Annotated in this window: 25 protein-coding genes, 1 tRNA gene and 1 riboswitch; of the genes, 12 read left to right on the plus strand and 14 right to left on the minus strand. The window is 64.6% G+C overall.

Going from position 1 to position 21,805, the window contains the following annotated elements; genetic code table 11:
- Positions 1–43: 43 nt before the first annotated feature.
- Positions 44–373 carry a hypothetical protein gene (locus AC56LH_RS04330; RefSeq protein WP_499644337.1) on the minus strand — a complete coding sequence of 110 codons (330 nt, stop codon included), beginning with the start codon at positions 371–373 and terminating at the stop codon, positions 44–46.
- 79 nt (positions 374–452) lie between these two features.
- Positions 453–647 (minus strand): hypothetical protein, encoded by a 195-nt coding sequence (locus tag AC56LH_RS04335; RefSeq protein ID WP_499644339.1) that lies wholly within the window; start codon positions 645–647, stop codon positions 453–455.
- Between the two features lie 417 nt (positions 648–1,064).
- Here AC56LH_RS04335 and AC56LH_RS04340 point away from each other — a divergent pair, with 417 nt between their 5' ends.
- From AC56LH_RS04340 to AC56LH_RS04350, 3 genes are read left to right on the plus strand one after another with little or no spacing between them, the layout of a single operon-like run.
- Entirely contained in the window at positions 1,065–2,345 is a 1,281-nt protein-coding gene (locus tag AC56LH_RS04340) for a CmpA/NrtA family ABC transporter substrate-binding protein (RefSeq protein ID WP_499644341.1), read from the plus strand.
- 28 nt (positions 2,346–2,373) lie between these two features.
- Complete coding sequence (ntrB, locus tag AC56LH_RS04345) at positions 2,374–3,276, plus strand: nitrate ABC transporter permease (protein ID WP_499644343.1); 903 nt, start codon at positions 2,374–2,376, stop codon at positions 3,274–3,276.
- A 13-nt stretch (positions 3,277–3,289) separates the two neighbouring features.
- Positions 3,290–4,099, plus strand: a complete 810-nt coding sequence (locus tag AC56LH_RS04350) for an ABC transporter ATP-binding protein (protein WP_499644345.1) — start codon at positions 3,290–3,292, stop codon at positions 4,097–4,099.
- Between the two features lie 118 nt (positions 4,100–4,217).
- Here AC56LH_RS04350 and AC56LH_RS04355 read toward each other — a convergent pair whose 3' ends face one another.
- From AC56LH_RS04355 to AC56LH_RS04400, 10 genes are all read right to left on the minus strand, one after another.
- Positions 4,218–4,475, minus strand: a complete 258-nt coding sequence (locus AC56LH_RS04355; protein ID WP_332529813.1) for a hypothetical protein — start codon at positions 4,473–4,475, stop codon at positions 4,218–4,220.
- A gap of 70 nt (positions 4,476–4,545) precedes the next feature.
- Positions 4,546–4,621 (minus strand) — tRNA-Lys (locus AC56LH_RS04360).
- An 86-nt stretch (positions 4,622–4,707) separates the two neighbouring features.
- Entirely contained in the window at positions 4,708–5,463 is a 756-nt protein-coding gene (gene ybgF / locus AC56LH_RS04365) for a tol-pal system protein YbgF (protein WP_499644347.1), read from the minus strand.
- Positions 5,464–5,593: 130 nt separating this feature from the next.
- Positions 5,594–6,121, minus strand: coding sequence for a peptidoglycan-associated lipoprotein Pal (pal, locus tag AC56LH_RS04370; RefSeq protein WP_499644349.1), 528 nt, complete (start codon positions 6,119–6,121; stop codon positions 5,594–5,596).
- Between the two features lie 33 nt (positions 6,122–6,154).
- Complete coding sequence (gene tolB, locus AC56LH_RS04375; RefSeq protein ID WP_499644351.1) at positions 6,155–7,426, minus strand: Tol-Pal system beta propeller repeat protein TolB; 1,272 nt, start codon at positions 7,424–7,426, stop codon at positions 6,155–6,157.
- A gap of 31 nt (positions 7,427–7,457) precedes the next feature.
- On the minus strand, positions 7,458–8,543 hold the full coding sequence (tolA, locus tag AC56LH_RS04380) for a cell envelope integrity protein TolA (RefSeq protein ID WP_499644353.1): 1,086 nt from the start codon (positions 8,541–8,543) through the stop codon (positions 7,458–7,460).
- 24 nt (positions 8,544–8,567) lie between these two features.
- Positions 8,568–8,999 (minus strand): biopolymer transporter ExbD, encoded by a 432-nt coding sequence (locus AC56LH_RS04385; protein WP_183550513.1) that lies wholly within the window; start codon positions 8,997–8,999, stop codon positions 8,568–8,570.
- Positions 9,000–9,015: 16 nt separating this feature from the next.
- Positions 9,016–9,699: a protein TolQ gene (gene tolQ, locus AC56LH_RS04390; RefSeq protein WP_183550516.1), complete on the minus strand. Its 684-nt coding sequence runs from the start codon at positions 9,697–9,699 to the stop codon at positions 9,016–9,018.
- A gap of 23 nt (positions 9,700–9,722) precedes the next feature.
- On the minus strand, positions 9,723–10,127 hold the full coding sequence (gene ybgC, locus AC56LH_RS04395) for a tol-pal system-associated acyl-CoA thioesterase (RefSeq protein WP_499644355.1): 405 nt from the start codon (positions 10,125–10,127) through the stop codon (positions 9,723–9,725).
- A 246-nt stretch (positions 10,128–10,373) separates the two neighbouring features.
- A complete protein-coding gene (locus AC56LH_RS04400; RefSeq protein WP_499644357.1) occupies positions 10,374–11,120 on the minus strand; it encodes an SDR family NAD(P)-dependent oxidoreductase in 747 nt (248 codons plus the stop codon).
- 174 nt (positions 11,121–11,294) lie between these two features.
- A riboswitch (ZMP/ZTP riboswitch) is annotated at positions 11,295–11,414 on the plus strand.
- 99 nt (positions 11,415–11,513) lie between these two features.
- Here AC56LH_RS04400 and glyA point away from each other — a divergent pair.
- The 9 genes from glyA to AC56LH_RS04445 all read left to right on the plus strand — a co-directional run bounded on the left by glyA (position 11,514) and on the right by AC56LH_RS04445 (position 18,599).
- Entirely contained in the window at positions 11,514–12,761 is a 1,248-nt protein-coding gene (glyA, locus tag AC56LH_RS04405) for a serine hydroxymethyltransferase (protein WP_183550524.1), read from the plus strand.
- 73 nt (positions 12,762–12,834) lie between these two features.
- The gene (gene nrdR, locus AC56LH_RS04410; protein ID WP_499644359.1) at positions 12,835–13,302 is read left to right on the plus strand and encodes a transcriptional regulator NrdR; all 468 of its coding nucleotides are present in this window, start codon (positions 12,835–12,837) and stop codon (positions 13,300–13,302) included.
- Between the two features lie 103 nt (positions 13,303–13,405).
- Positions 13,406–13,933: a type IV pilus modification protein PilV gene (gene pilV / locus AC56LH_RS04415; RefSeq protein ID WP_499644361.1), complete on the plus strand. Its 528-nt coding sequence runs from the start codon at positions 13,406–13,408 to the stop codon at positions 13,931–13,933.
- Entirely contained in the window at positions 13,930–15,015 is a 1,086-nt protein-coding gene (locus tag AC56LH_RS04420; RefSeq protein WP_499644363.1) for a PilW family protein, read from the plus strand. Before pilV ends, AC56LH_RS04420 begins: the two co-directional genes overlap by 4 nt.
- 7 nt (positions 15,016–15,022) lie before the next feature.
- On the plus strand, positions 15,023–15,667 hold the full coding sequence (locus AC56LH_RS04425; RefSeq protein WP_499644365.1) for a pilus assembly PilX family protein: 645 nt from the start codon (positions 15,023–15,025) through the stop codon (positions 15,665–15,667).
- 59 nt (positions 15,668–15,726) lie between these two features.
- Positions 15,727–16,179 carry a type IV pilin protein gene (locus AC56LH_RS04430; protein ID WP_499644367.1) on the plus strand — a complete coding sequence of 151 codons (453 nt, stop codon included), beginning with the start codon at positions 15,727–15,729 and terminating at the stop codon, positions 16,177–16,179.
- A gap of 23 nt (positions 16,180–16,202) precedes the next feature.
- Positions 16,203–16,772 (plus strand): GspH/FimT family pseudopilin, encoded by a 570-nt coding sequence (locus AC56LH_RS04435; RefSeq protein WP_499644369.1) that lies wholly within the window; start codon positions 16,203–16,205, stop codon positions 16,770–16,772.
- A 24-nt stretch (positions 16,773–16,796) separates the two neighbouring features.
- Entirely contained in the window at positions 16,797–17,960 is a 1,164-nt protein-coding gene (ribD, locus tag AC56LH_RS04440) for a bifunctional diaminohydroxyphosphoribosylaminopyrimidine deaminase/5-amino-6-(5-phosphoribosylamino)uracil reductase RibD (RefSeq protein ID WP_499644371.1), read from the plus strand.
- A 6-nt stretch (positions 17,961–17,966) separates the two neighbouring features.
- Complete coding sequence (locus AC56LH_RS04445; protein ID WP_183550533.1) at positions 17,967–18,599, plus strand: riboflavin synthase; 633 nt, start codon at positions 17,967–17,969, stop codon at positions 18,597–18,599.
- Here AC56LH_RS04445 and AC56LH_RS04450 read toward each other — a convergent pair.
- Together AC56LH_RS04450 and AC56LH_RS04455 are read right to left on the minus strand one after the other, a co-directional pair.
- Positions 18,560–21,031, minus strand: coding sequence for a hybrid sensor histidine kinase/response regulator (locus tag AC56LH_RS04450; protein WP_499644373.1), 2,472 nt, complete (start codon positions 21,029–21,031; stop codon positions 18,560–18,562). The two genes, AC56LH_RS04445 and AC56LH_RS04450, sit on opposite strands and share 40 nt — an antisense overlap.
- Positions 21,032–21,045: 14 nt before the next feature.
- Positions 21,046–21,702: an MEDS domain-containing protein gene (locus AC56LH_RS04455; RefSeq protein WP_499644375.1), complete on the minus strand. Its 657-nt coding sequence runs from the start codon at positions 21,700–21,702 to the stop codon at positions 21,046–21,048.
- Between the last annotated feature and the right edge of the window lie 103 nt (positions 21,703–21,805).

Here is a 21,805-nt window from a genome sequence, read left to right on the forward strand (position 1 = left end):
CGCCGTCAGGTCACGTTGATGACCGCGTCGGCGCAAGGGCGAATCAGTGGACGGACTGGTGGCGTGGTGGCGCCTGGGGGGAAGGGATCAGGTACTGGCGCCGGTAGAACGGCGCGGGGCGCGGCAGGCGCGCGAGAAGATAGGCGACCGCCAGGAAAACGGCCAGCAGTTGTGGCGACACGGCCGGCAGATCCGCCGTGGCATGGGCGGCAATCTGGCAGCTGACACAATCGGACAGCTGCTCGGCCAGGTCATGTTCGTGGTACGAGCTGCCCATGAGTTGCAGTGCCAGGATCAGCGCGCACGCACACATGAGCAACCGGCGCAGCGCCGTGCTGGTGTGGGTGACGCGTAAGGTGTGCAACAGCGACATGCAATCCTGGTTGAACGGGTGACGGGGCAGTATAGCCCGGTCATCGCGGCGCGGGCAAGGCGGTGCGTAATGCGCCGGCTTACTCGAACGCCACCAGCAGCGTGGCCAGGCCGATGCAGACGACGGCAACCACGCCGATGCGCTGGCGCAGGCGGCGGCTGTTCGAGACGATGTCTTGCGCGATGTGACGGCGCGGCTTCTTCGGATTGCTGCGGTCAACGGCGGTCGCCGTATGGATCGGCGTGCGGTGACGCTGGACTTGTTCGGTGTGCATAGATGGCTCCAGTTGCAGGCCCCGGCGGTGCACGGTCAGTACTGTGCTTCTGCTTGTGTTTGAGGCAATAAACAATCCTAGCATGCACGCATTGGGTTGTGGAAGGCTGGCTTGGCAACCGTGCGCGCGTACCGACAGCCGGCCTGCGCGCCTTGCAACCCCGTCCAAAAAGAGGCGCTGCGCAATCGTAGTGCACTGCGCGCGCCATGCTGCGGTGCACCGCAGCGGTGGCCATTTCCAAGCTCGCTCTGAGGCGGCCACTGGCACGAAGCTTGCGTAATGGTTAATGCGCAACGGAGCGCACGAGGTGCATGCCAACGCTGGCCCGCCTCCCCGGACAACGACGTCTACCAACGCATGAACACGTTCATGTGCGGTAGCCGTTTTTTTTTGCCTGATCACTTTTTGGGATTTGCGATGGAAAATCAACAGCGTCAAGCGCAGGGCAATTCGTCTACCGGCACGAACGTCGATGGGACACGCCGGCACATCATTCATGGCGCATCGCTGGCCGCGGCCGGTGGCCTCCTGGGGCTGGCCGGGGGCGGGGCATGGGCAGCGGGATCGGACAAGCCCGAAAAGACCGAGATCAAGATCGGCTTCATCCCGCTGACCGATTGCGCATCGGTCGTGATGGCGTCGGTGCTGGGCTTTGACAAGAAATACGGCGTCAAGTTCGTGCTGAGCAAAGAGGCTTCATGGGCCGGCGTGCGCGACAAGCTTGCCAACGGCGACCTAGATGCCGCCCACGTGCTGTACGGCCTGCTGTACGGCGTGCAGATGGGCATTGGCGGCCAGAAGAAGGACATGGCCGTACTGATGGGCTTGAACAACAACGGCCAGGCCATCACGCTGTCGAAGCAACTGGCCACCAAGGGCGCGGTCGACGGCGCTTCGCTCGCCAAACTGATGCGCACCGAAAAGCGCGACTACACGTTCGCGCAAACCTTCCCGACCGGCACCCACGCGATGTGGCTGTATTACTGGCTGGCGGCCAACGGCATCAATCCGATGAAGGATGCCAAAGTCATCACGGTGCCGCCGCCGCAGATGGTGGCCAATATGCGCATCGGGAACATGGACGGCTTCTGCGTCGGTGAGCCGTGGGGCCACCGCGCCATCATGGACGGCATCGGCATCACGGCCACGACGACCCAGGACATCTGGCGCGACCACCCGGAGAAAGTGCTGGGCTCGACGCTGGCGTTTGCCAAAGCCAATCCGAACACGTGCCGCGCGATGATGGCCGCCATCCTCGAGGCGGGCAAGTGGATCGACGCGTCGCTGGCCAACAAGAACAAGATGGCCGAAGTGATCGCCGCCAAGTCGTATGTCAACACCAGCAAGGACGCGATCGACCAGCGCATCATGGGCCGGTACCAGAACGGCATGGGCAAGACCTGGGACGACGCGAACCACATGAAGTTCTACAACGATGGCCTGGTCAACTTCCCGTACCTGTCCGATGGCATGTGGTTCATGACGCAGCACCGCCGCTGGGGCTTGCTCAAGACCGATCCGGATTACCTGGCCGTGGCCACCGCCGTCAACCAGGTTCAGTTGTACAAGGACGCGGCGACGATGACGAAGACGCCGGTCCCGGCGGGCTTGCTGCGCACATCAAAGCTGATGGACGGCACCGTGTGGGATGGCAAGAACCCACAGGCATATGCCGCGTCGTTCAAGGTCAAGGCTTGATCATTCACCCGTACTGCGAGGAGCCGTCATGAATGCCCTGTTGAAATCCGTTCCCAACGAGCCGGCGCCAGCGCCGGTGGCCGTCAGCGGCCCGGCGCGCACCGCCACACCGCGCAAGCCGGCTGCCGCTGTCGCTGCGCGCCGCGCGCAGCCGTTTGCCGCGCTGGTGCGGCGCGTGGCGCCGCCGCTGACCGGCATCGCGCTGGTGCTGCTGGTCTGGCAAGTGATCGCCGCGCAGAACGAGGCGTTTCCGTCTCCCCTGGTCACGTGGCAGGCGGCGCTCGAACTGTTTGCCGATCCGTTTTACCGCAACAGCCCCAACGACCAGGGCATCGGCTGGAACGTGCTGGCGTCGCTGCAGCGCGTGGCGATCGGCTTCGGCCTGGCGGCGCTGATCGGGATTCCGCTGGGCTTCGTGATCGGGCGCGTGCAGTTCGTCAGCCGCATGTTCGGCCCGATCATCAGCCTGCTCAAGCCGGTCTCGCCGCTGGCCTGGCTGCCGATTGGCCTCCTGGTCTTCAAGTCGGCCGATCCGGCGGCGATCTGGTCGATCTTCATCTGCTCGATCTGGCCGATGATCATCAATACGGCCGTCGGTGTGCAGCGCGTGCCGCAGGACTACATGAACGTGGCGCGCGTGCTGAATTTGTCGGAGTGGAAGATCCTCACCAAGATCCTGCTGCCATCGGCGCTGCCGTACATCCTGACCGGCGTGCGCCTGGCGATCGGCACTGCCTGGCTCGTCATCGTCGCGGCCGAAATGCTGACCGGCGGCGTGGGCATCGGCTTCTGGGTATGGGACGAATGGAACAACCTGAACGTGGCGCACATCATCATCGCGATTGCCATCATCGGCGTGGTCGGCCTGCTGCTCGAACTGGCGCTGGTGTCGCTGGCGCGCGCACTGACCCACGAACAAGTGGCTAACTGAAAGGGTTTCGATCATGGACGAACTGCAAAAGAAATTCATCGACATCACCGGCGTGGAGATGGCGTTTCACACGAAGAAGGGCGTGTTCCCGGCGTTGCAGGGGATCGATCTGACGGTCAGCAAGGGCGAATTCATCACGCTGATCGGCCACTCGGGCTGCGGCAAGTCGACGCTGCTGAACCTGGTCGCCGGTTTGCTCAAGCCCACCGCTGGGTTGCTGATCTGCGCGGGCCGCGAAATCGGCGGCCCGTCACCGGAGCGTGCGGTCGTGTTCCAGAACCATTCGTTATTGCCATGGCTGACGTGCTACGAGAACATTCATCTGGGCGTCGAGCGCGTCTTTGGTTCAACCGAATCCCGCGCGCAGTTGCGCGAGCGGACGATGGATGCGCTTGCGCTGGTGGGTTTGACGAGTGCCGAAACGAAGCGCCCGCATGAAATCTCGGGCGGCATGAAGCAGCGCGTCGGCATCGCGCGGGCGCTGGCGATGCAGCCGAAGGTGCTGTTGATGGACGAACCGTTCGGCGCACTCGACGCGCTCACGCGCGCGCACTTGCAGGACGAACTGCTCAAGATCGTGGCGGCGACGAAATCCACGGTAGTGATGGTGACGCACGATGTGGACGAGGCAGTGTTGCTGTCGGACCGGATCGTCATGCTGACCAATGGACCGGCGGCCGCGATCGGCGAAATCGTCGCCGTGGAACTCGAGCGGCCGCGCGACCGGGTGGCGCTGGCGCAGGATGCGCGCTATACCGAGCATCGCCGGCAGGTGCTGGAGTTCTTGTACCGCAAGCAAGCGCATCCGGCCGTGGCGGCCTGATACGCGTTCGAACCAATTTCGCACCGCGGCATGTCACATTGGCTTGAACGCTGATGCGCCGTAGGGTGGACGGCATAGCCGTCCACCCTACGGTTATTCACTGAGCGGCAATGCCTGCTTAAACGGCTTTTTTCTTCTGCACCTGACGCTGCTGCTGCTTGCGCTGCGTCTGGTTGCGGTTCTGCTTGCCTTCGTGGAGCGCGGTGGCGTCCAGCTTGGCTTGCTCGGCGGTGCGCAGTTCTTCCTTGTCGTCGTGCGCGACGAAGTAATCGTTGGCTTGCGCATCGACCACCAGCTTGATCGCCGCTTCGTCGGTGAGGTCATACATCTCCGTGAGGAGCGTGGTCACCTCGTCGAGAAAATCTTCATAAGTCATGGTGCGATCATCCTAATGTGAGCGGAACACAAAAAAGCCAACCCGGAGGTTGGCTTTTTTGCTGAATCTTTGGTAGGCCGTGCGGGATTCGAACCTGCGACCAACGGATTAAAAGTCCGCTGCTCTACCAGCTGAGCTAACGACCCGAAGAAGCAAGATTATAGGGGGCGACACCGGCGCTGTCAAATGCCGCGCCCGGTGTTTGTCTCAAGCGTGTGACTTGCTGTTGTCGTTACTTCAGTGACGCCAGGCGATCGCGCGCGGTCTGCGCGGCGCTCGACTCCGGGTACTTCGCTACCAGTGTCTGCAGCGACTTCTTCGCGTTCTTGTTGTCCTTGAGCAGGGTGTAGCTGCTGGCGATATTGAGCATCGCGTCCGGCACCTTCTGGCTCGTGGCGTAGGTGGTGGTGACGACCTGCTGCGCCGCGATGGCCTTCTTGTAGTCGCCCAGTGCGTAGAACGTATTGCCGAGCCAGTACTGCGCATTCGATGCGTACGGCGACTGCGGATACTGCCGGACGAATTCCTGCAACGCGACCGAGGCGCCCTTGTAGTCGCCGGCCTGGAACTGGGCGGTGGCGGCTTCGTACGCGGTCTTTTCGGTCGGCAGTACTTCAGCCGTCTGCCCGTCGATGACTTCAGCGCGCGGCTCGACTTTTTTCAGACGGGCGTCGAGGTCGGCGTACAGCTGCTTCTGGCTGTTCTGGGCCTTGGCGACCTCGTTGGCCAGCACTTCGATCTGGCCGCGCAGGCGGGCGATTTCCTGCATCGTCTGCTCGTGCTGGTTGAGCATCTCGATCTGCACCGTCTTGTCCGATTTGCTGTCGATGCGTGTGGTCAGGTCGCGCGTGATGTTGTCCACCTTGGTGCGCAGGTCCAGGATGGCCTTGCGCGCTTCTTCGTCGTCGAACGGGCCGGCGGCGGCGTGCAGCGGCAGCGACAGGGCCAGCACGAGGCATGCGAGGCGGGACTTGGACAGTTTGAGCATAAGCGTTGTGTTCTTTCTACTAAGCCGGTGACGTCGGCGGTTGCTGAGATAAAACAAGGGGCGGGTAGCAGTCTGCACTGCGTCCCGCCCCCTGTCAATCGAACCTGTCCGGCTTGTTCAGCCGAATCGATTATTGATAGACGATGTCTGCGCGGCGGTTTTCAGCCCACGATTCTTCGTTGCTGCCGGTGGCTTTTGGCTTTTCTTCGCCCAGCGACACGGCTTCGATCTGGCTTTCCGACACGCCCAGCGACGCCATCGAACGACGGACGGCTTCAGCACGCTTCTGGCCCAGGGCCAGGTTGTACTCGGTGCCGCCGCGTTCATCGGTATTGCCCTGGATCAGGACTTTACGCGACGTGTTCTTGGTCAGGAAACCCGAGTGGTTCTGGACCACTGGCTGGCCATCAGCGCGCACGACGAAGCTGTCGTAGTCGAAGTAGACGCTGCGGTTGGCCAGAACGCCTTGCGGGTCGTTCAGCGGATCGACGCTGCCGGTCTGGACCGGGTTGATGTCACGTGGGTCGGCAGCAGCTGGCGCTGCCGGCGTTGGCGATTTCTCGACGACCGGGGTTTCGTTCAGCTTGGTTGGCGACGAGCAAGCGGCCAGCAGGGCTGCGGTGGAAACGATGAAAGCTACACTCTTGAAGTTGCGCATGGATTTTCTCCTGTTATGTTGAGGTTTTACTTCTTACTTCATGAAGGGACCCCAGCTGGGCTCCCGAATGTTTCCCGCTTTGGTCGTCAAGCGTTGCTTGACTCGTCCATCCACAGACACCACGGCCAGCGAGGTGCGACCGCCACCCTTGGTTGCATACATGATGTACTTGCCGTTAGGCGAAAAACTCGGTTCGGTGGCCCCATCGGCCAGGCGCAGTTCCTGGCCGCTGGCCAGGTCCATCGCATATAAGGAGTAAGCGCCGCCGCGCTGCGAAATCCAGGCCAGCGTCTTGCCGTCGGACGACACGCGTGGGCTGATGTTGTAGCTGCCATTGAACGTCACGCGGGTGGCGTTGCCGCCGGCTGCGCTCATCTTGTAGATTTGCGGGCCACCGCTGCGGTCGCTCGTGAAATAAATGGTCCGGCCGTCGGCCGAGAACTGCGGTTCGGTATCGATCGCCGGATTGTTGGTCAGGCGCTTGTGGCCCGTACCGCCCGAATTGACCGAATAGATCTCGGTATTGCCGTCCTTCGACAGGGCCACGGCCAGCGTCGAGCCGTCCGGCGACCACGATGGCGCCGAGTTGTTGCCCTTCTGGTTCGAGATCACGTTGCGGCGACCCGTCATCAGGTCTTGCAGATACACGACCGGCTTGCGGTCTTCCATCGAGACGTAGGCGACTTTGGAGCCATCCGGCGACCAGGATGGCGAAATGATCGGCTCCTTGCCCTGAGTGGCGATAACTTCGTTCTCGCCATCGGCATCCGACACGGCCAGGATATAGCGCTTGGCGCTGCTGTCGGCCTTCACGTAGGCGATGCGGGTCGAGAAGATGCCGCGCACGCCGGTCAGCTTTTCATAGACGTCGTCGGCGATGCGGTGCGCCTGCAGGCGCGTGTAGCGAGGCTGGACTTCGCCACCCATCTGCGAGATTTCGCCGCCCTTGACCGTGTCCATCAGCTTGTAGCGGATGGCAAAACGGCCGTCAGGTTGTTTCGATACGCTGCCGACCACGAGCGCGTCGGCGCCGCTGGCCTTGAAGGCGGCCAGGTTGATGCTGCCGGCGTCGCGGTCGCTGATGACCTGGCCGGCGTCGATGATTTTGAACACACCGCTGCGCTCGAGGTCGGCGCGGATGACGGCCGACACTTTATCGGGGGCGACGGATTCGTCGGCGAAGGCCGCAATCGCGACCGGAATCTGGTTGCTGCCGACACCGGCGATTTCGATTTGCAGCTGCGCATTGGCTGCTGATCCCATGGCAAGGGACGCGCTAAACAGCAGGAAATGGATTTTTTTCATAGTTTCTCTTGTAAAACTGGTTCGAACCGAATCAATCGTAATCGCGCATCGAGAAATTCACGTCAAGCGTACGCTCCACGGTCCCGTCCTTCTTTTTGGGCAGTGGCGATGCCTTCTTGATACCATTTTCCACTGCCCTGTCAAATTCCGGCACACCGCTGCTTTTCACCAACCGCACCGACATGATTTCACCGGTCGGCAACTGGTCGACGCGGAACGTGGCGCGTGGATTGCCCGACACATCGGTGTTACCCGGATAGGCCGTGCTGCTCTTGATGGCTGCCGTGATCGCGGCGATATAACCGCCGTCCGACTTCGGTCCTGTCGATTTCGCGGCGCTGCCGCCGCTGCCCATGGCACCGGCCATGCGCTTGAGTTCGTCGGCGCGCATTTTCGCCAGCTTGGCGTCTTCGGCAGCGGCTGCCTTGGCTTTCGCGGCATCCGCTTTCTTCTTGTCGGCAGCCGCCGCCAGTTGATCGGCTTTCTTTTTCTCGTCCGCTTCTTTTTTCTTTTCAGCCGCCGCCAGGGCTGCCGCTTTCTTGTCGGCTTCCTTTTCGGCTTCTTTCTTCTTCTGGTCCGCTTCCTTCTTGGCGAGCAGCTCTTTTTCTTTCTCTTTCTGCTTGCGCTCGGCCTCGTCCTTCTTCTTCTGCTCGGCGAGCTTTTCTTCACGCTCGCGTTTTTCCGCGTCACGTTTCTCGGCCAGCGCTTTTTTCTTCGCTTCTTCGGCCTTGCGTTCCTTTTCGCGCTGCAGGGCAATGTCCGGCGCCGGCTTCGGTGCCGGCTCTTCGACCACCGGTGGCGGCGGCGGTGGCGGGGTGCGCACCGGCTCCGGCGTCGGCTCGGGCGCGGGTTCCGGCTCAGGCGTTGGCTCCGGGGTTGGCTCGGGCTCCGGGGCAGGCTCTGGTGGCAGCTCGGGGGCGGCGGCGGTCTGCACCGACATGTCCCATACTTCGGCCTCGACGGTGATCGGCGTCTTGGCCGTCCAGCTCACGCCGATCCACAGAAACGCCAGCAACGCGGCGTGCACGGCCACTGCCAACAGGAACGATGGCAGGCGGCTCGGTTCAGGCGGCACGTGGTACGGCACGCCGGCGTTGTCTGGCTTTATTTCGGGCATATTCTAGGCATCAATGCATCGACATCACTGGGTGGCCAGGCCAACCCGGTTGATACCCATCTTCTTGGCTTCCGAGATCAGTTGGATGACGTCGTCGTACTTGCTCTCGCGGTCGCCCGCGATCAGCACCGGATAATCGGGGTGTTCTTCGTGCAGCGCGCGCAGGCGCTGCAGCAGGGCGGAGCGGTCGGCCACGTCTTCCTGGGCCACGCGCCCCTTGCCCTGTACGCCGATCGACAGGCGATTCTCGGGCTCGATCGAGACCTGGATATAGGTGTCCGGCGGCAGTGCCGATTTTTCAGCGCGCGGCAGGTTGACCACGCTCGGCGCCTGGTTGGCCGGCACTGCCATGAAGATAATGAGCAGCACCAGCATCACGTCGATGTAAGGCACGACGTTGATCTCGGATTTGAACTTGCGGCGACGTCCGCCGCGCATGCTGCTGGAAAAGGCCATGGTCAGGCTCCCTCGATCAGCGCGACTGGCGCTGGAGAATGTTCGAGAATTCTTCGACGAAGCTCTCGAAGCGGTTGGCCAGGCGGTCGATATCGTGCGTGAAGCGGTTGTACGCCACCACGGCCGGGATCGCAGCAAACAGGCCGATCGCGGTGGCGATCAGTGCTTCGGCAATGCCGGGCGCGACGATCGCCAGCGTGGCTTGCTCGACGCTGGCCAGGCCGCGGAACGCGTTCATGATGCCCCAGACGGTACCCAGGAGGCCAATGTACGGCGAGACCGAGCCAACCGACGCCAGAAAGTTCAGGTGCGATTCCAGTGCATCGAGTTCGCGCTGGAACGATGCGCGCATGGCGCGGCGGGCGCCGTCGAGCACCGAATTCATGTCGAGCGTTTCGCGCGACGCTTGTTTGCCCTTGATGAATTCGCCCATGCCGGACTCGAAGATGCGGGCCAGGGCGCCGCTCTGGTCGCGCTGGCTGCTGGCACTCTGGTGCAACGTGTGCAGGTTGCCGCCGGCCCAGAAGCTGCGTTCGAACTGCTCGGTCTGCGCACGGGCAGCGCGGATTGCGAATACCTTGCGGAAGATGTAAGTCCAGCTCACGATCGACAGCAATAACAGCAAGGCCATGATCAATTGCACCAGCACGTGGGCATTGCCGATCAGGGCGACGAATGAAAGGTCTGGGGTGACGGTCATGGGCTATGTATTTAGGTATGTATTCAGGCGGCACGCATTTTAGCAGCCACGTGGTCAGGCAAGGGGCGCGGGCGCATTGTGGCAATATCGACACAACACACGGTCACGCCCGCCGTGTTGAGCAGGGTTTCACCGCACCAGGCCTGCTGCAGGAACTGGACCGATGCGCGATCCAGCCTGGCAATACTGGTCTGGATCGTCAACTGATCGTCGAGGCGCGCCGCAGCGTGGTAATCGAGCGTCACGTTCTTGACGACGAAGGCGGTGTTGTCCGTATCCAGAAGGGCTTGCTGCTGCACACCGAGTGACCGAAGCCATTCGGTGCGGGCGCGTTCGAAAAATTTCAGGTAGTTGGCATAGAAGACAATGCCGCCAGCGTCGGTATCTTCGTAATACACCCTGACTGGCCAGTTAAATACTGAAGACATTGTTACTGCCGATACATGAACATGAGAAACATTCTACGCGAGTTTCCTTCTCGATATCACCGTTTCAGGCGATCGATCGTGGAAATTACTTACGTACCCCTCGCACAAAATTGTGCTTTTGCGCGGTAGTAGACTTGATACTTGGCAAAAAGACCAATCACTGTAACATTTTCTCACAAATGGCGGGCATGCTATCGGTGGCCATCCAGCCTGTCCGCGCAGGTGCCTGCGCGGACGCGCGCCTGGTCAGGCGCGCTTGATCGTGAATGGCGAGAAGCCCTGGCAGGTCGGCATCAGTTCGATGCTGTTGACGTTGACGTGCGGCGGCAGCGTCGCGATCCAGTACGCGGTGTCGGCAATATCTTTTGCGCTCAGTGGCGTGGTGCCTTCATACACTTTGGCTGCGGCCGAATCGTCGCCCTTGAAGCGCACATTGGAGAATTCCGTGCCGCCGGACAGGCCCGGGGCCAGATTGGTGGCGCGCACGCCGGTGCCGACGAGATCGGCGCGCAGATTGAGCGTGAACTGCTCCACGAAGGCCTTGGTGGCGCCGTACACATTGCCGCCTGGATAAGGGTAGTGGCCGGCAGTCGAGCCGATATTGATCACCAGCCCGCTGCCGCGCGCGACCATGTCGGGCAGCACGAGACGGGTCATCGTCACCAGGCCTTTGCAATTGGTGGCGATCATGGTGTCCCAGTCGTCCAGCGGCACTTCGTGCGCCGGCACCGTGTTGAGCGCCAGGCCGGCATTGTTGATCAGCACATCGATCTGTTTCCAGTCAGCCGGCAAACCGGCCAGTGCTGCCTCGATCGAGGTGCGGCTGATGACGTCCAGCGTTACCGGCAGGGCGGCGTCACCCAGCTCGGCGGCCAGATCGGCGATGCGATCGGTGCGGCGGGCTGCCAGGATCACGCGGTGGCCGTTCGAAACGAAGGTGCGCGCCATTTCGGCGCCGAAGCCGGCCGATGCGCCGGTAATGAGGACGATCATGATGAATCCTTGAAAAGGAAGGTGGGGAAGATAGAAGTAGGCAAATGCAGGCTGGCAAAATTGTAGCCGAAATGATCAGGCCGCCGTGGCGGGCAGGCGATTACGTCCCGGCTGGTCACCAGAACGGCGCTTTCCTTGCCCTTCAATGGGGAGTTCAGTACAATTTGCGGACTTTACGTCTCACGTAACTGGCGAAACACCGCACAAGCGCCACCGATTGGTGCGCAGCGCGGCAAAGGTGGGTACCCACCGGGGAACGTGAGACGCCATACGCCGTTCGCCTGGGCAGCCATCAACCGGTACGCGTTCGATCGCGGCTGCCCGCGCCCTTTGGCTCCCGCACCCGCACACAGCGCCGCTCGTTGCCTGGAATACTATCGATTGGAGTTTTACATGTTTGCTAAAGACCATACGCTGGCCAATGTCGATCCGGATCTGTGGAATGCCATTCAGAAAGAAAACGTCCGTCAGCAAGACCACATCGAGCTGATTGCGTCCGAAAACTACACCTCGCCGGCCGTGATGGAAGCGCAGGGCTCGCAACTGACCAACAAGTACGCCGAAGGCTATCCGGGCAAGCGCTACTACGGCGGCTGCGAATACGTCGACGTCGTCGAGCAGTTGGCGATCGACCGTCTGAAGCAATTGTTCGGCGCAGAAGCCGCCAACGTGCAGCCAAACTCGGGCTCGCAGGCGAATCAGGGCGTGTTCTTCGCCGTGCTGAAACCAGGCGACACGATCATGGGCATGTCGCTGGCAGAAGGCGGCCACCTGACCCACGGCATGCCGCTGAACATGTCGGGCAAGTGGTTCAACGTCGTCTCGTACGGCCTGACCGCTGACGAAGACATCGACTACGAAGCGCTCGAGCGCCAGGCGCACGAGCACAAACCGAAGATGATCATCGCCGGCGCGTCGGCGTTCTCGCTGAAGATCGACTTCGAGCGCATCGCCAAGGTCGCCAAGGCCGTCGGCGCCTACTTCATGGTCGATATGGCCCACTACGCCGGCCTGATCGCTGCAGGCGAGTACCCGAACCCGGTGCCGTTCGCCGACTTCGTCACCTCGACCACGCACAAGTCGCTGCGCGGCCCGCGCGGCGGCATCATCCTGATGAAGGCCGAGCACGAGAAGATCATCAACTCCGCGATCTTCCCGGGCATCCAGGGTGGTCCGCTGATGCACGTGATCGCCGGCAAGGCCGTCGCGTTCAAGGAAGCGCTGACGCCTGAGTTCAAGACTTACCAGCAGCAGGTCGTCAAGAACGCCAAGGCACTGGCCGACACGCTGACCGCGCGTGGCCTGCGCATCGTGTCGGGTCGCACCGAATCGCACGTGATGCTGGTCGACCTGCGCGCCAAGAACCTGACCGGCAAGGAAGCCGAAGCAATCCTGGGCCAGGCGCACATGACCTGCAACAAGAACGGCATCCCGAACGACCCGCAAAAGCCGTTCGTCACCTCGGGCATCCGCCTGGGCAGCCCGGCCTTCACGACGCGTGGCTTTGTCGAAGAAGACGCCGTCACCGTGGGCAACCTGATCGCCGACGTGCTGGACAACCCGCATGACGCCGCGACCATCGAGCGCGTCAAGGGCGAAGTCAAGAAACTGACCAGCAAGTATCCGGTTTACGCCGCCTGAGCTGGCTGACCCTGTCTATCCGGGCCGGTTCGCTGGCCCGGTAGTCTCCACGTAGTATTGCAGCCCCGGCGCCATGAAATGTCCCTTTTGCCAGCATGAAGATACACAAGTCCTCGATACCCGCGTATCGGAGGAGGGGGACGCCATCCGGCGCCGGCGCCGCTGCGGCAAGTGCGACAAGCGCTTTACCACCTATGAGCGCATCGAACTGTCGATGCCGATCATCGTCAAGAAGAACGGCAGCCGTACCGAGTTTGCTTCATCCAAGCTGCGCGGCAGCCTCATGCTGGCGCTGCGCAAGCGCCCGGTGGCCGCCCAAGCCATCGACAAGGCCGTTGCTTCCATCGAAGAAAAGCTCCTCACCAGCGGCCTGCGTGAAGTCGACACCGGCCATGTGGGCGAGCTCGTAATGCAAGAGCTCAAGGGCCTCGACAAGATCGCGTATATCCGCTTCGCATCGGTCTACAAGAATTTCGAAGACCTGGATTCGTTCCAGGCAGCGCTGGCCGAAGTCGGGCACCAGCGCAAGCTCGACAACTAATCCATCCCCGAGGTTCCCCGAACGGCGCGGCGTACGCTTGCGCCGCCGCACGGGCGTGTAAAACCGGCCTGATAACGTCGTAGCTCGTTATCGGGAGGCTTGCGTGCGTATCCATTCACACCGCGGTTTTACGCTGATCGAAGTGCTGGTGGCGCTGTTCGTGCTCGCCATCGGTGTCGTCGGTGCGGGCGCGGCGCAACTGGCGGCCGACCGTACGCGCCAGCAGGCGGCTTTGACGGCCGAAGCGGGGCAATTGGCGGGTTCGCTGGCGGCGCGTATTACAGCGAACGGGCCGGTGGCGCGCCTGCCCGATGCGGACAATCCCTATCTTTCACTCGACTACGACGCCGTCGCCGACGGCCCGCCTGCTGCCGCCCCCACATGCTTCGGCACCGCTGCATGCGATCCGCTGGCGCTGGCGGCGTTCGACCTCGATGAAACACGCCTGCTCGTGCACGGCCGCTTTCCCGGCGGGCGCATCGCCGTCTGCCGCGATGCGGCGCCATGGGATGCCGGCAGCCGCCGCTATCGGTGGGCGTGCAGCGGCGGTGCGCATGCGGCGGTGGCGATCAAGATCGGCTGGCACGGCAATGACGACGCGCCGGCGTTCGTGCTGATGGTGGCGCAATGAGGCATCCCCGTCGTGCGGGCGTGCGCCAGCCTGGTTTTACCATCGCCGAATTCATGGTGGCGATGGTGCTCGGCCTGGCCGTGCTGTTGGCAGCAGGTTCGCTGCTGATCGGCGCCACGCGGGCGCATGCAGCGCTGCTCGACGCGGCCGAGATGGACGACGCCGGACGCTACGCGCTGGACGCGCTGGCACGCGCCGTGCGCCTGGCCGGTCACGTCGATTGGGCGGCGCATCCGGCGCTTGACCCGGCAGCACCGGCTGCGGTTGCCGGACTGGATGCGGCCTCGCTGACCTACGCCGGCGCCGGCATCGATGCGCCGCTTCCGGCCACAGTCAACGGCAGCGACGTGCTGGCGCTGCGCTTTGCCGGCACCGGTGCACCACCGGATGGTGATGGCGGCACGCTCGATTGCGCCGGCTTTCCAGTCCATCGCGACCAGGAAGGCTGGAGCATCTTCTATGTCGCGCGCAATGCGCAGGGCGACGCCGAATTGCGCTGCAAATACCGGGGCGCCGGCAACTGGTCGTCCGATGCCGTGGCAGGGCGTGTCGACAGTTTCCAGGTGCTCTACGGGCTCGACACCGATGGCGATGGCGCGCCCAACCGGTACGTGAATGCCAGCGCAATCCGGGCGCTGGATGCGGCGCTGGTACTGGCCGGGTCGACGCCGGATGAGCGTGATGCCGATCTGCGTACCCGCAGCCACTGGAAGCGCGTGGCAAGCGTGCGTGTCGGCTTGCTGCTGCATGGGCCGCGTCAGGCTGCCGGCAGCGGGGCCAACCTCGTGCACTGGCTGTTCGGGCCAGGGTACGACGGTGCACTGGCCGCTGCCGATCCGGGTGTCCGGCTGGCGGCGGCCGATCTTGACGGTGACAGCGAGGCGCGCCTGCGCAAGGTATATGGCGCAGTGATTGCGTTGCCCGTCGCGCTGTCCGTTTTACCTTCGGCGGCGCCGCCCGCTGCGCCGCCCGCTGCGCCGCCTGCTGCACCGCCTGCTGCACCGCCCGCGTCACCGCCCGCGTCACCGCCCACTGGGCCGCGCGCTGCGCTACCCACCGCGCCGCCGTTGGCCGCGCCTTGAGCCGCGCATGCGCAATCGACACTCTCCCATGCCACGGCGCCAGGCTGGCATCGCGCTCATCACTGCGCTCGTACTGATGCTGGCGGTGCTGATGACGGGCATTGCTTCGGCGCGTGGTGCGCTGCAAAGCGCGCGCGGCGCAGCGTACGAACGCGATCGCGTGCTGGCCATGCAAATGGCAAAGGCCGCTTTAACCGATGCCGAGCACGATATCGACGGCGGCGCGGCGCCGGGCTCGGCGCGCGCCAATGCGATCCTGGGCGGCAGTGCGGATGCGTTCATCGGTGGCTGTCTCGGCGCCCGGCCGTACAGCGGCCTGTGCGCGCACGACGCCGACCCCAACCGGCAACTGGCCCGGCTCGCCGTCGATGCCGGGCCTGCCATCGCCTTCGGCACGTTCACCGGCGCCACGCTGCCGACGGGCGAGGGCGGCTTGCCGCTCGCGCTGCCGCGCTACCTGATCGAGCTGATGCCGGCCTCCGGCGAAGGGCAGCTGTACCGCATTGCTGCGCGCGGCGCTGGCAGCATGACCGGCGCCCGGGTCGCGCTGCAGGCCTATTTCCGCAAACCACCCGGTGGCGCGCGCGGGCAGCGCGTTGGCTGGCGCGAGATCGGCAACTGGTCCGCACTGGTTGCGGCCGCAGCCGAATGAGCCATTAGCGCAAAACAGACGCAAACAGACGCAAACAGACGCAAACAGGAGCAAAACGCATGACACGACATCGCAACGGTTTCACACTGATCGAACTGCTGGCCGTGCTGGCGATCGTCGGCATCCTGACATCGGTCGCGTATCCGTCGTATGCGCACCAGATCGTCAAGGCGCGCCGGGTCGAGGCCCAGCTGGCGCTGCTCGACGTGATGCAGCGGCAGGAACAATACCGCGCCCAGCATCACACCTATATCGCGTTCTCCATCGCCACCAGCACCCCGGACACGCGTCAGTTCCGCACCTGGCTCGGCAACAGCGCCGCTGCCAGCGCCTACGAGCTCGACGGCGACGCCTGTCCGGGCCAGCCCATTGCCGCATGCATCCTGCTGCGCGCACGGCCCGGCACCGCCAGCGTCAACGCTGCATTTTCCGATCGTGAATGCGGCACGCTGACGCTGGACAGTACCGGTGCGCAGGGCGCCAGCGGCGCATCCTCGCGCTGCTGGCCATGACAGCGTCGGCCGTGAACCCGCCGATGCCCCGGACTACCCGGCGCGCCCGCTGCCGCGGCGTGTCCCTGGCCGAACTGGCCGTGGTGCTGGGCATGGTGGCCATCACGGCGGCGCTGGCGGCGCCCGGCCTGCACCGGATCGTGCAGGGCCAGGAACTGCGCGTGGCCGCCAGCGACTTGTACAGTGCGATCCAGCTGGCGCGTTCGCAGGCGATCGCCCGCAACGAGCCGGTGATCGTCACGGCCAACGACGCGGCCGGCATCGACTGGTCGCGCGGCTGGACCGTCTACGTCGATCGTGACAACGATCGCCGGGCAGGCGCGGGCGACGACATCCTGGCCGTGCGCGCCACGCTGGCGCAAGGGGTGCAGGTGGGCTATTCCTTTGCCAGCGCTGCAGCCCCACAATACATCGCCTACAATGGCGCGGGGCGCAGTTGCAGCACGACCAGCAGCGCCGCCGCGCGGCCGGGCACGCTGTCGTTGTTCCACGGCGGTCAGGTGCGCCGTATTAAAATCAACATGCTTGGCCGCCCGCGCCTGTGCAACCCGGCCCGCGACGCCGGCTGCGACGGCGCCGCCGCACCGCCCTGAAGCAGGCCTAAAAAACGCGCATCGATGAAAGACCACGTGACCCACGACAGCCAACCCATTCTCAACGACACCGAAGGCATGGCCGCGGCGCTGGCCTGGGCGGCGCGCGGCATGTTCATCACGGCGCCCAATCCGCGCATCGGCTGCGTGATCGTCAAGGACGACGTCGTGATCGGCGCCGGCCACACGCAGCCGGCCGGCCAGGCGCACGCTGAAATCCAGGCACTGCGCGACGCCGCCGAGCGCGGCAACGACGTGCGCGGCGCCACTGCCTATGTCACGCTCGAACCGTGCAGCCACCACGGCCGCACGCCGCCGTGCTCGGAGGCGCTGATCGCTGCTGGCCTGGGCCGCGTGGTGGCGGCGATGGTCGACCCCAATCCGCTCGTCGCCGGGCGCGGGCTGGCGCAGCTGGAAGCGGCGGGCATCGCCGTGCGCTCCGGGATCATGGCGCGCGAGGCGCAGGAACTGAACATTGGCTTCTTCTCGCGCATGGTGCGCGGCCTGCCGTGGGTGCGCCTGAAAGTGGCGGCCAGCCTGGACGGCGCCACGGCGCTGGCCGGCGGTGAAAGCCAGTGGATCACCGGCCCCGATGCACGCGCCGACGGCCATGCGTGGCGCGCGCGCGCCAGCGCCATCGTCACCGGCATCGGCACCGTCAAGGCCGACAACCCGCAACTCACCGTGCGCGGGCTTGCCACGCCGATGCAGCCGCGCCGCGTGATCGTCGACAGCCGCCTCGAGATCGACCTGAATGCACACATCCTGCAGGGCGAGCCGTGCTGGCTCGTCGCGGCGGTCGAGCAGCCGGGCGACCACAAGGCTGCCGCCCTGCGCGCCGCCGGCCACGAGGTGCTGTACCTGCCGAACGCCCACGGCAAGGTCGACCTGCCGGCGCTGATGCGCGAACTGGGCCGGCGCGAAGTCAATGAAGTCCACGTCGAAGCGGGCAGCAAACTCAATGCATCGCTCGTGCGCGAAGGCTGCGTCGACGAACTGCTGGTCTACCTGGCCCCGAGCCTGATCGGCCCGGGGCAGGGCATGTTCGACCTGCCGCCGCTCACACAACTGACCGAGCGGCGCCAGTTGCGCTTCCACGACGTCACGCGCGTGGGCGACGACCTGCGCATCCTGGCCCGCTTCGCCGAAGCTGCTTCCCCATCCTCTGCTACCCCCAACAAGGAATAACGTCGTATGTTTACTGGAATCGTCGCCGCTGTCGGCACCATCACTTCCGTCGCGCCGCTGGCCGGCGGCCTGGACGCCGGCGTGCGTCTCGCCATCGATGCCGGCCCGTTGCCGCTGGCCGACGTGGGCCTGGGCGACTCGATCGCCATCAACGGCGCCTGCATGACCGTCACCGAAAAGAGCGCCACCGGGTTCACGGTAGACGTCTCGCGCGAAAGCCTGAACAAGACCGTGGGCCTGGACGCGCCCGGTGAAGTCAACCTCGAGAAAGCCTTGACGCTGGCCGAGCGTCTGGGTGGCCACCTGGTATCGGGCCACGTCGATGGCCTGGGTGTCGTGCACAGCTTCGAGCCGGTCGGCGAATCGCGCGAACTGATCATCGATGCGCCGCACGAGCTGGGCAAGTTCCTGGCCTATAAAGGGTCGATCGTCGTCAATGGCGTGTCGCTCACCGTCAACCGGGTACACGACCTGGAAGAGGGCGGCCAGAAAGTCTGCCGCTTCTCGATCAACCTGATTCCGCACACGATCGAGGTCACCACGCTGCGCCACCTGGCGGCCGGCTCGCGTGTCAATCTCGAGATCGACCTGATCGCGCGCTACGTCGAGCGCATGCTCGCAGCGACCACCGCCAGGTAATCGAGTACCCGACTCGAGTCCACCGGCTTGGTGAAGTGCGCATCAAAGCCGGCGGCGCGCGAGCGCGCCAGGTCGTCCTGCGCGCCCCAGCCCGATACCGCGACGATGGCGCAGCGCTCGAGCCCGGCGATCTGGCGCAGGCGGCGCGCCACCTCGTGGCCCGACATGTCGGGCAGACCGATATCCAGAAACACCACGTCAGGCAGGCATTGCGCCGCGACCTGCAACGCCTGCTGCCCGTCATGGGCCACCGTGACGTCGTGACCTTCCATCTCGAGCAGCATTGACAGCGTCACCGCCGCATCGACATTGTCGTCCGTGACGAGAATGCGCAATGCTGGCGCTGCCGGGGTGCCCTGTCCAGCTGGCTCGTCGGCCGCCGCCGGCGCCGCTGTCGCTCCATCCAGCGCGAGCCTGACCACGAAGGTGCTGCCCTTGCCGATGCCGTCGCTGTGCGCGCTGACCGCGCCGTCGTGCAGGCCAATCAGCTGGCGTACCAGCGACAGGCCGATGCCCAGGCCGCCTTGCGCGTGCTGGCGGTTGCTGCCCACCTGACTGAACATCTCGAACACCGATTCCAGCGACGCGGCCGGAATGCCGACGCCGTTGTCGGTCACGGTGATGACGGCGTCGGCGCCATCCTGCGTCACGCGCAGCGAAATCGCGCCGCCCGGGGGCGTGTACTTGGCCGCATTGGTCAACAGGTTGCCGACCACCTGCGCGATGCGGGTGGCGTCGGCCTGGACCGGCAGCGGTGCAGCGTGCAGTTGCAGGTCGAGTACGTGCTGCTTCTGGTCGATCAGCGGCAGGCTTGTCTCGACCGCGTCGGCCACGATCGCGTTGAGGTCGACGCGGGTTTTTCGAATCTCTACCTTGCCATTGGTGACACGCGCGATGTCGAGCAGGTCGTCGATCAGGTGCGCCAGTTGCCGCACCTGGCGCTCCATCATCCCCCGGACGTTGGCGGCGGCGGCATCACCGGCACCGCTGGCCCCGCTGGCCCCGCTGGCCCCAATACGCATCAGTTCCAGGCCCGTCAGCAGCGGTGCCAGCGGATTGCGCAATTCATGCGCCAGCACGGCCAAAAATTCGCTCAGGTTGCGGTTCGCCCTGGCCACTTCGTCGAACAGGTCGCGCTGTTTGGCCTCGGCCAGGCGCAGCGCTGCCTCGGTACGTTTGAAGGCATCGATGTCGGTGACGATCGCGACATGGCCGCGCATCACATCGTCGCGACCCTTGAGCGGCACGGCGGCTACCTGCGTCCAGATCTCGACGCCGTCGTCGCCCAGGTAGCGCGCTTCGATGCCCGGCACGACGCGCTCGCCGCGTGACGCGCGCGCACCGGCGAAATCACGCCGCTCGAGGGGCTTGCCGTCGGCATCGAACGCGGTCCAGCGCATATAGCGCTCTTCGTCCAGCGACGGCAGCACGCCGGTGGGCAGGTAGCGATGCATGGCCTGGTTCGACAGCAACAGCTTGCCGTCCTGACCAGCCACGGCCACGCCGACCGGCAGGGCGTCGAACATCGTCACGAGCGTGTCGCGCGTTTCGTGCAGCGCCTGTTCGGTTCGCTTGCGGTCGCTGATGTCGAGCACGTTGCCGACAAAACCCAGGAAGTCGCCGTTCGCCGCAAAGCGCGGCTGTCCGGTCGCGATCACCCAGCGGTACCCATCGACGACATGCCGCAGCCGATGCTCCATGCTGAATGGCACGCGGCGTGCATTGGCATCGACGACCGCGTGCAGCGCTGCGTCGCGCTCATCCGGATGCACCGCCGCCGTCCAGCCGAACGCCAGGCTCGTGCCCCTGTCCTGGGCCGTGAATTCGTGCCAGGCGCGTGACAGGAACGAGAGCTTGCCATCGGGCTCGGTGACCCACAGCATGGCCGGCGCGGCGTCGGCCAGGTCCAGGAAGCGCGACTCGCTGCGCGCCAGCGCGCGTTCGGCCAGGCGGCGCTGCAGGATGGCAGCGGCCTGATTCGCAGCCACGCCCAGCAGCAGGCGCTCGTGTTCGGACGGAAAGCCGGCGCGCCGCGCGCCGATGAGCACGACGCCAAGCTCGCTGCCGATGCCGAAGCGGGCGCTGCTGAACTGCAGCGGCGCGTCGTCGTGCAGCGTGACGGGACGCATGCCATGCAGATCGGCCGGCTGCATGGCGGCGTCGAGCGCCGCGCGTGCGGCGGGCAGCATGCTGCCCGTGTCGTCGCGCCGCAGGCGAATGATTTCGAGTGGCTCGATCTCGCCCTTGCCCGGGAGGTGGATAGCGACCAGGTCCAGGTCCAGGGTGCGAAGCAGCACGCCGGCCAGGCTGTCGATCACGCCTTCCGGCGGCAGGTCGCCCCAGACGGCTGGCAGGGTGGTCATGGCCACCAGGTCGCGCGTGGTCTTGCGCAGGCGGTCGATCTCGGCGCGGTACTCGTCGGGTGAATGCATGCCGGTGCGCCTGTCTACCGGGCAGCGCTGGCCGGCGTGGCGCCTGCCAGGCGACGCGCGTCGAGTTCTTTGATCATCTCCGCCGGCGGGACGAAGAACGGATTTTCTTGCAGGATGCCGCCGATGATCACCATCGGGTGGGTGCGCAGGATGTCGATCACCAGGTCGGCGCTGAAATGCGTCAGGTCATACGTGCACACGATCGGATGATGGTATTCGGGAAGTGCCTGGTTCAGGCGCGCCTCGTATTCGACAATCTCGTAGGCCTCGGAGCGGGCGCCGGGCGACCAGGCCATGTCGGCGATATTGCGCGAGATTGTTCCGGGTGGTGCATTGGCCGGCGCAATCAGCGCCAGCAGCGTGGCGATCATGCGCTGCTGGTCGAACTTGCCATCCTGCAGATAAGTTTCGTCCCAGGTGCGCACATCAAGCTGCCCTTGCGCCTGGGCGGCATCGATGTCCACGCCCGCTTGCGCCATCCGGGTCAGGTGCGCGGCGCGCTGCGCCGGGTTGACGATATGGGCAGCCAGATCGCCGCGTTCGACGCCTTCCAGGATGAACGGCAGCAGTACGCGGTATTTTTCTTCGTCGGTATGAAAGAAGGCGCAGGCATGGCACGCCTGGGTGAGGGGCTTGCCGGCCAGGTGAACCGGGTTATCGGAAATGCGCATGGTCTTTCACCAGTAGAGCGCCGATGCTGCCGGGCGCCGGCGTTGATCTGTACGTGGGCTGAGGTCCGCTGCAGCGCAGCGGGCAGGCACAGTATAGACGAAG

Source organism: Telluria sp. LT1R51-2 (assembly GCF_059685775.1).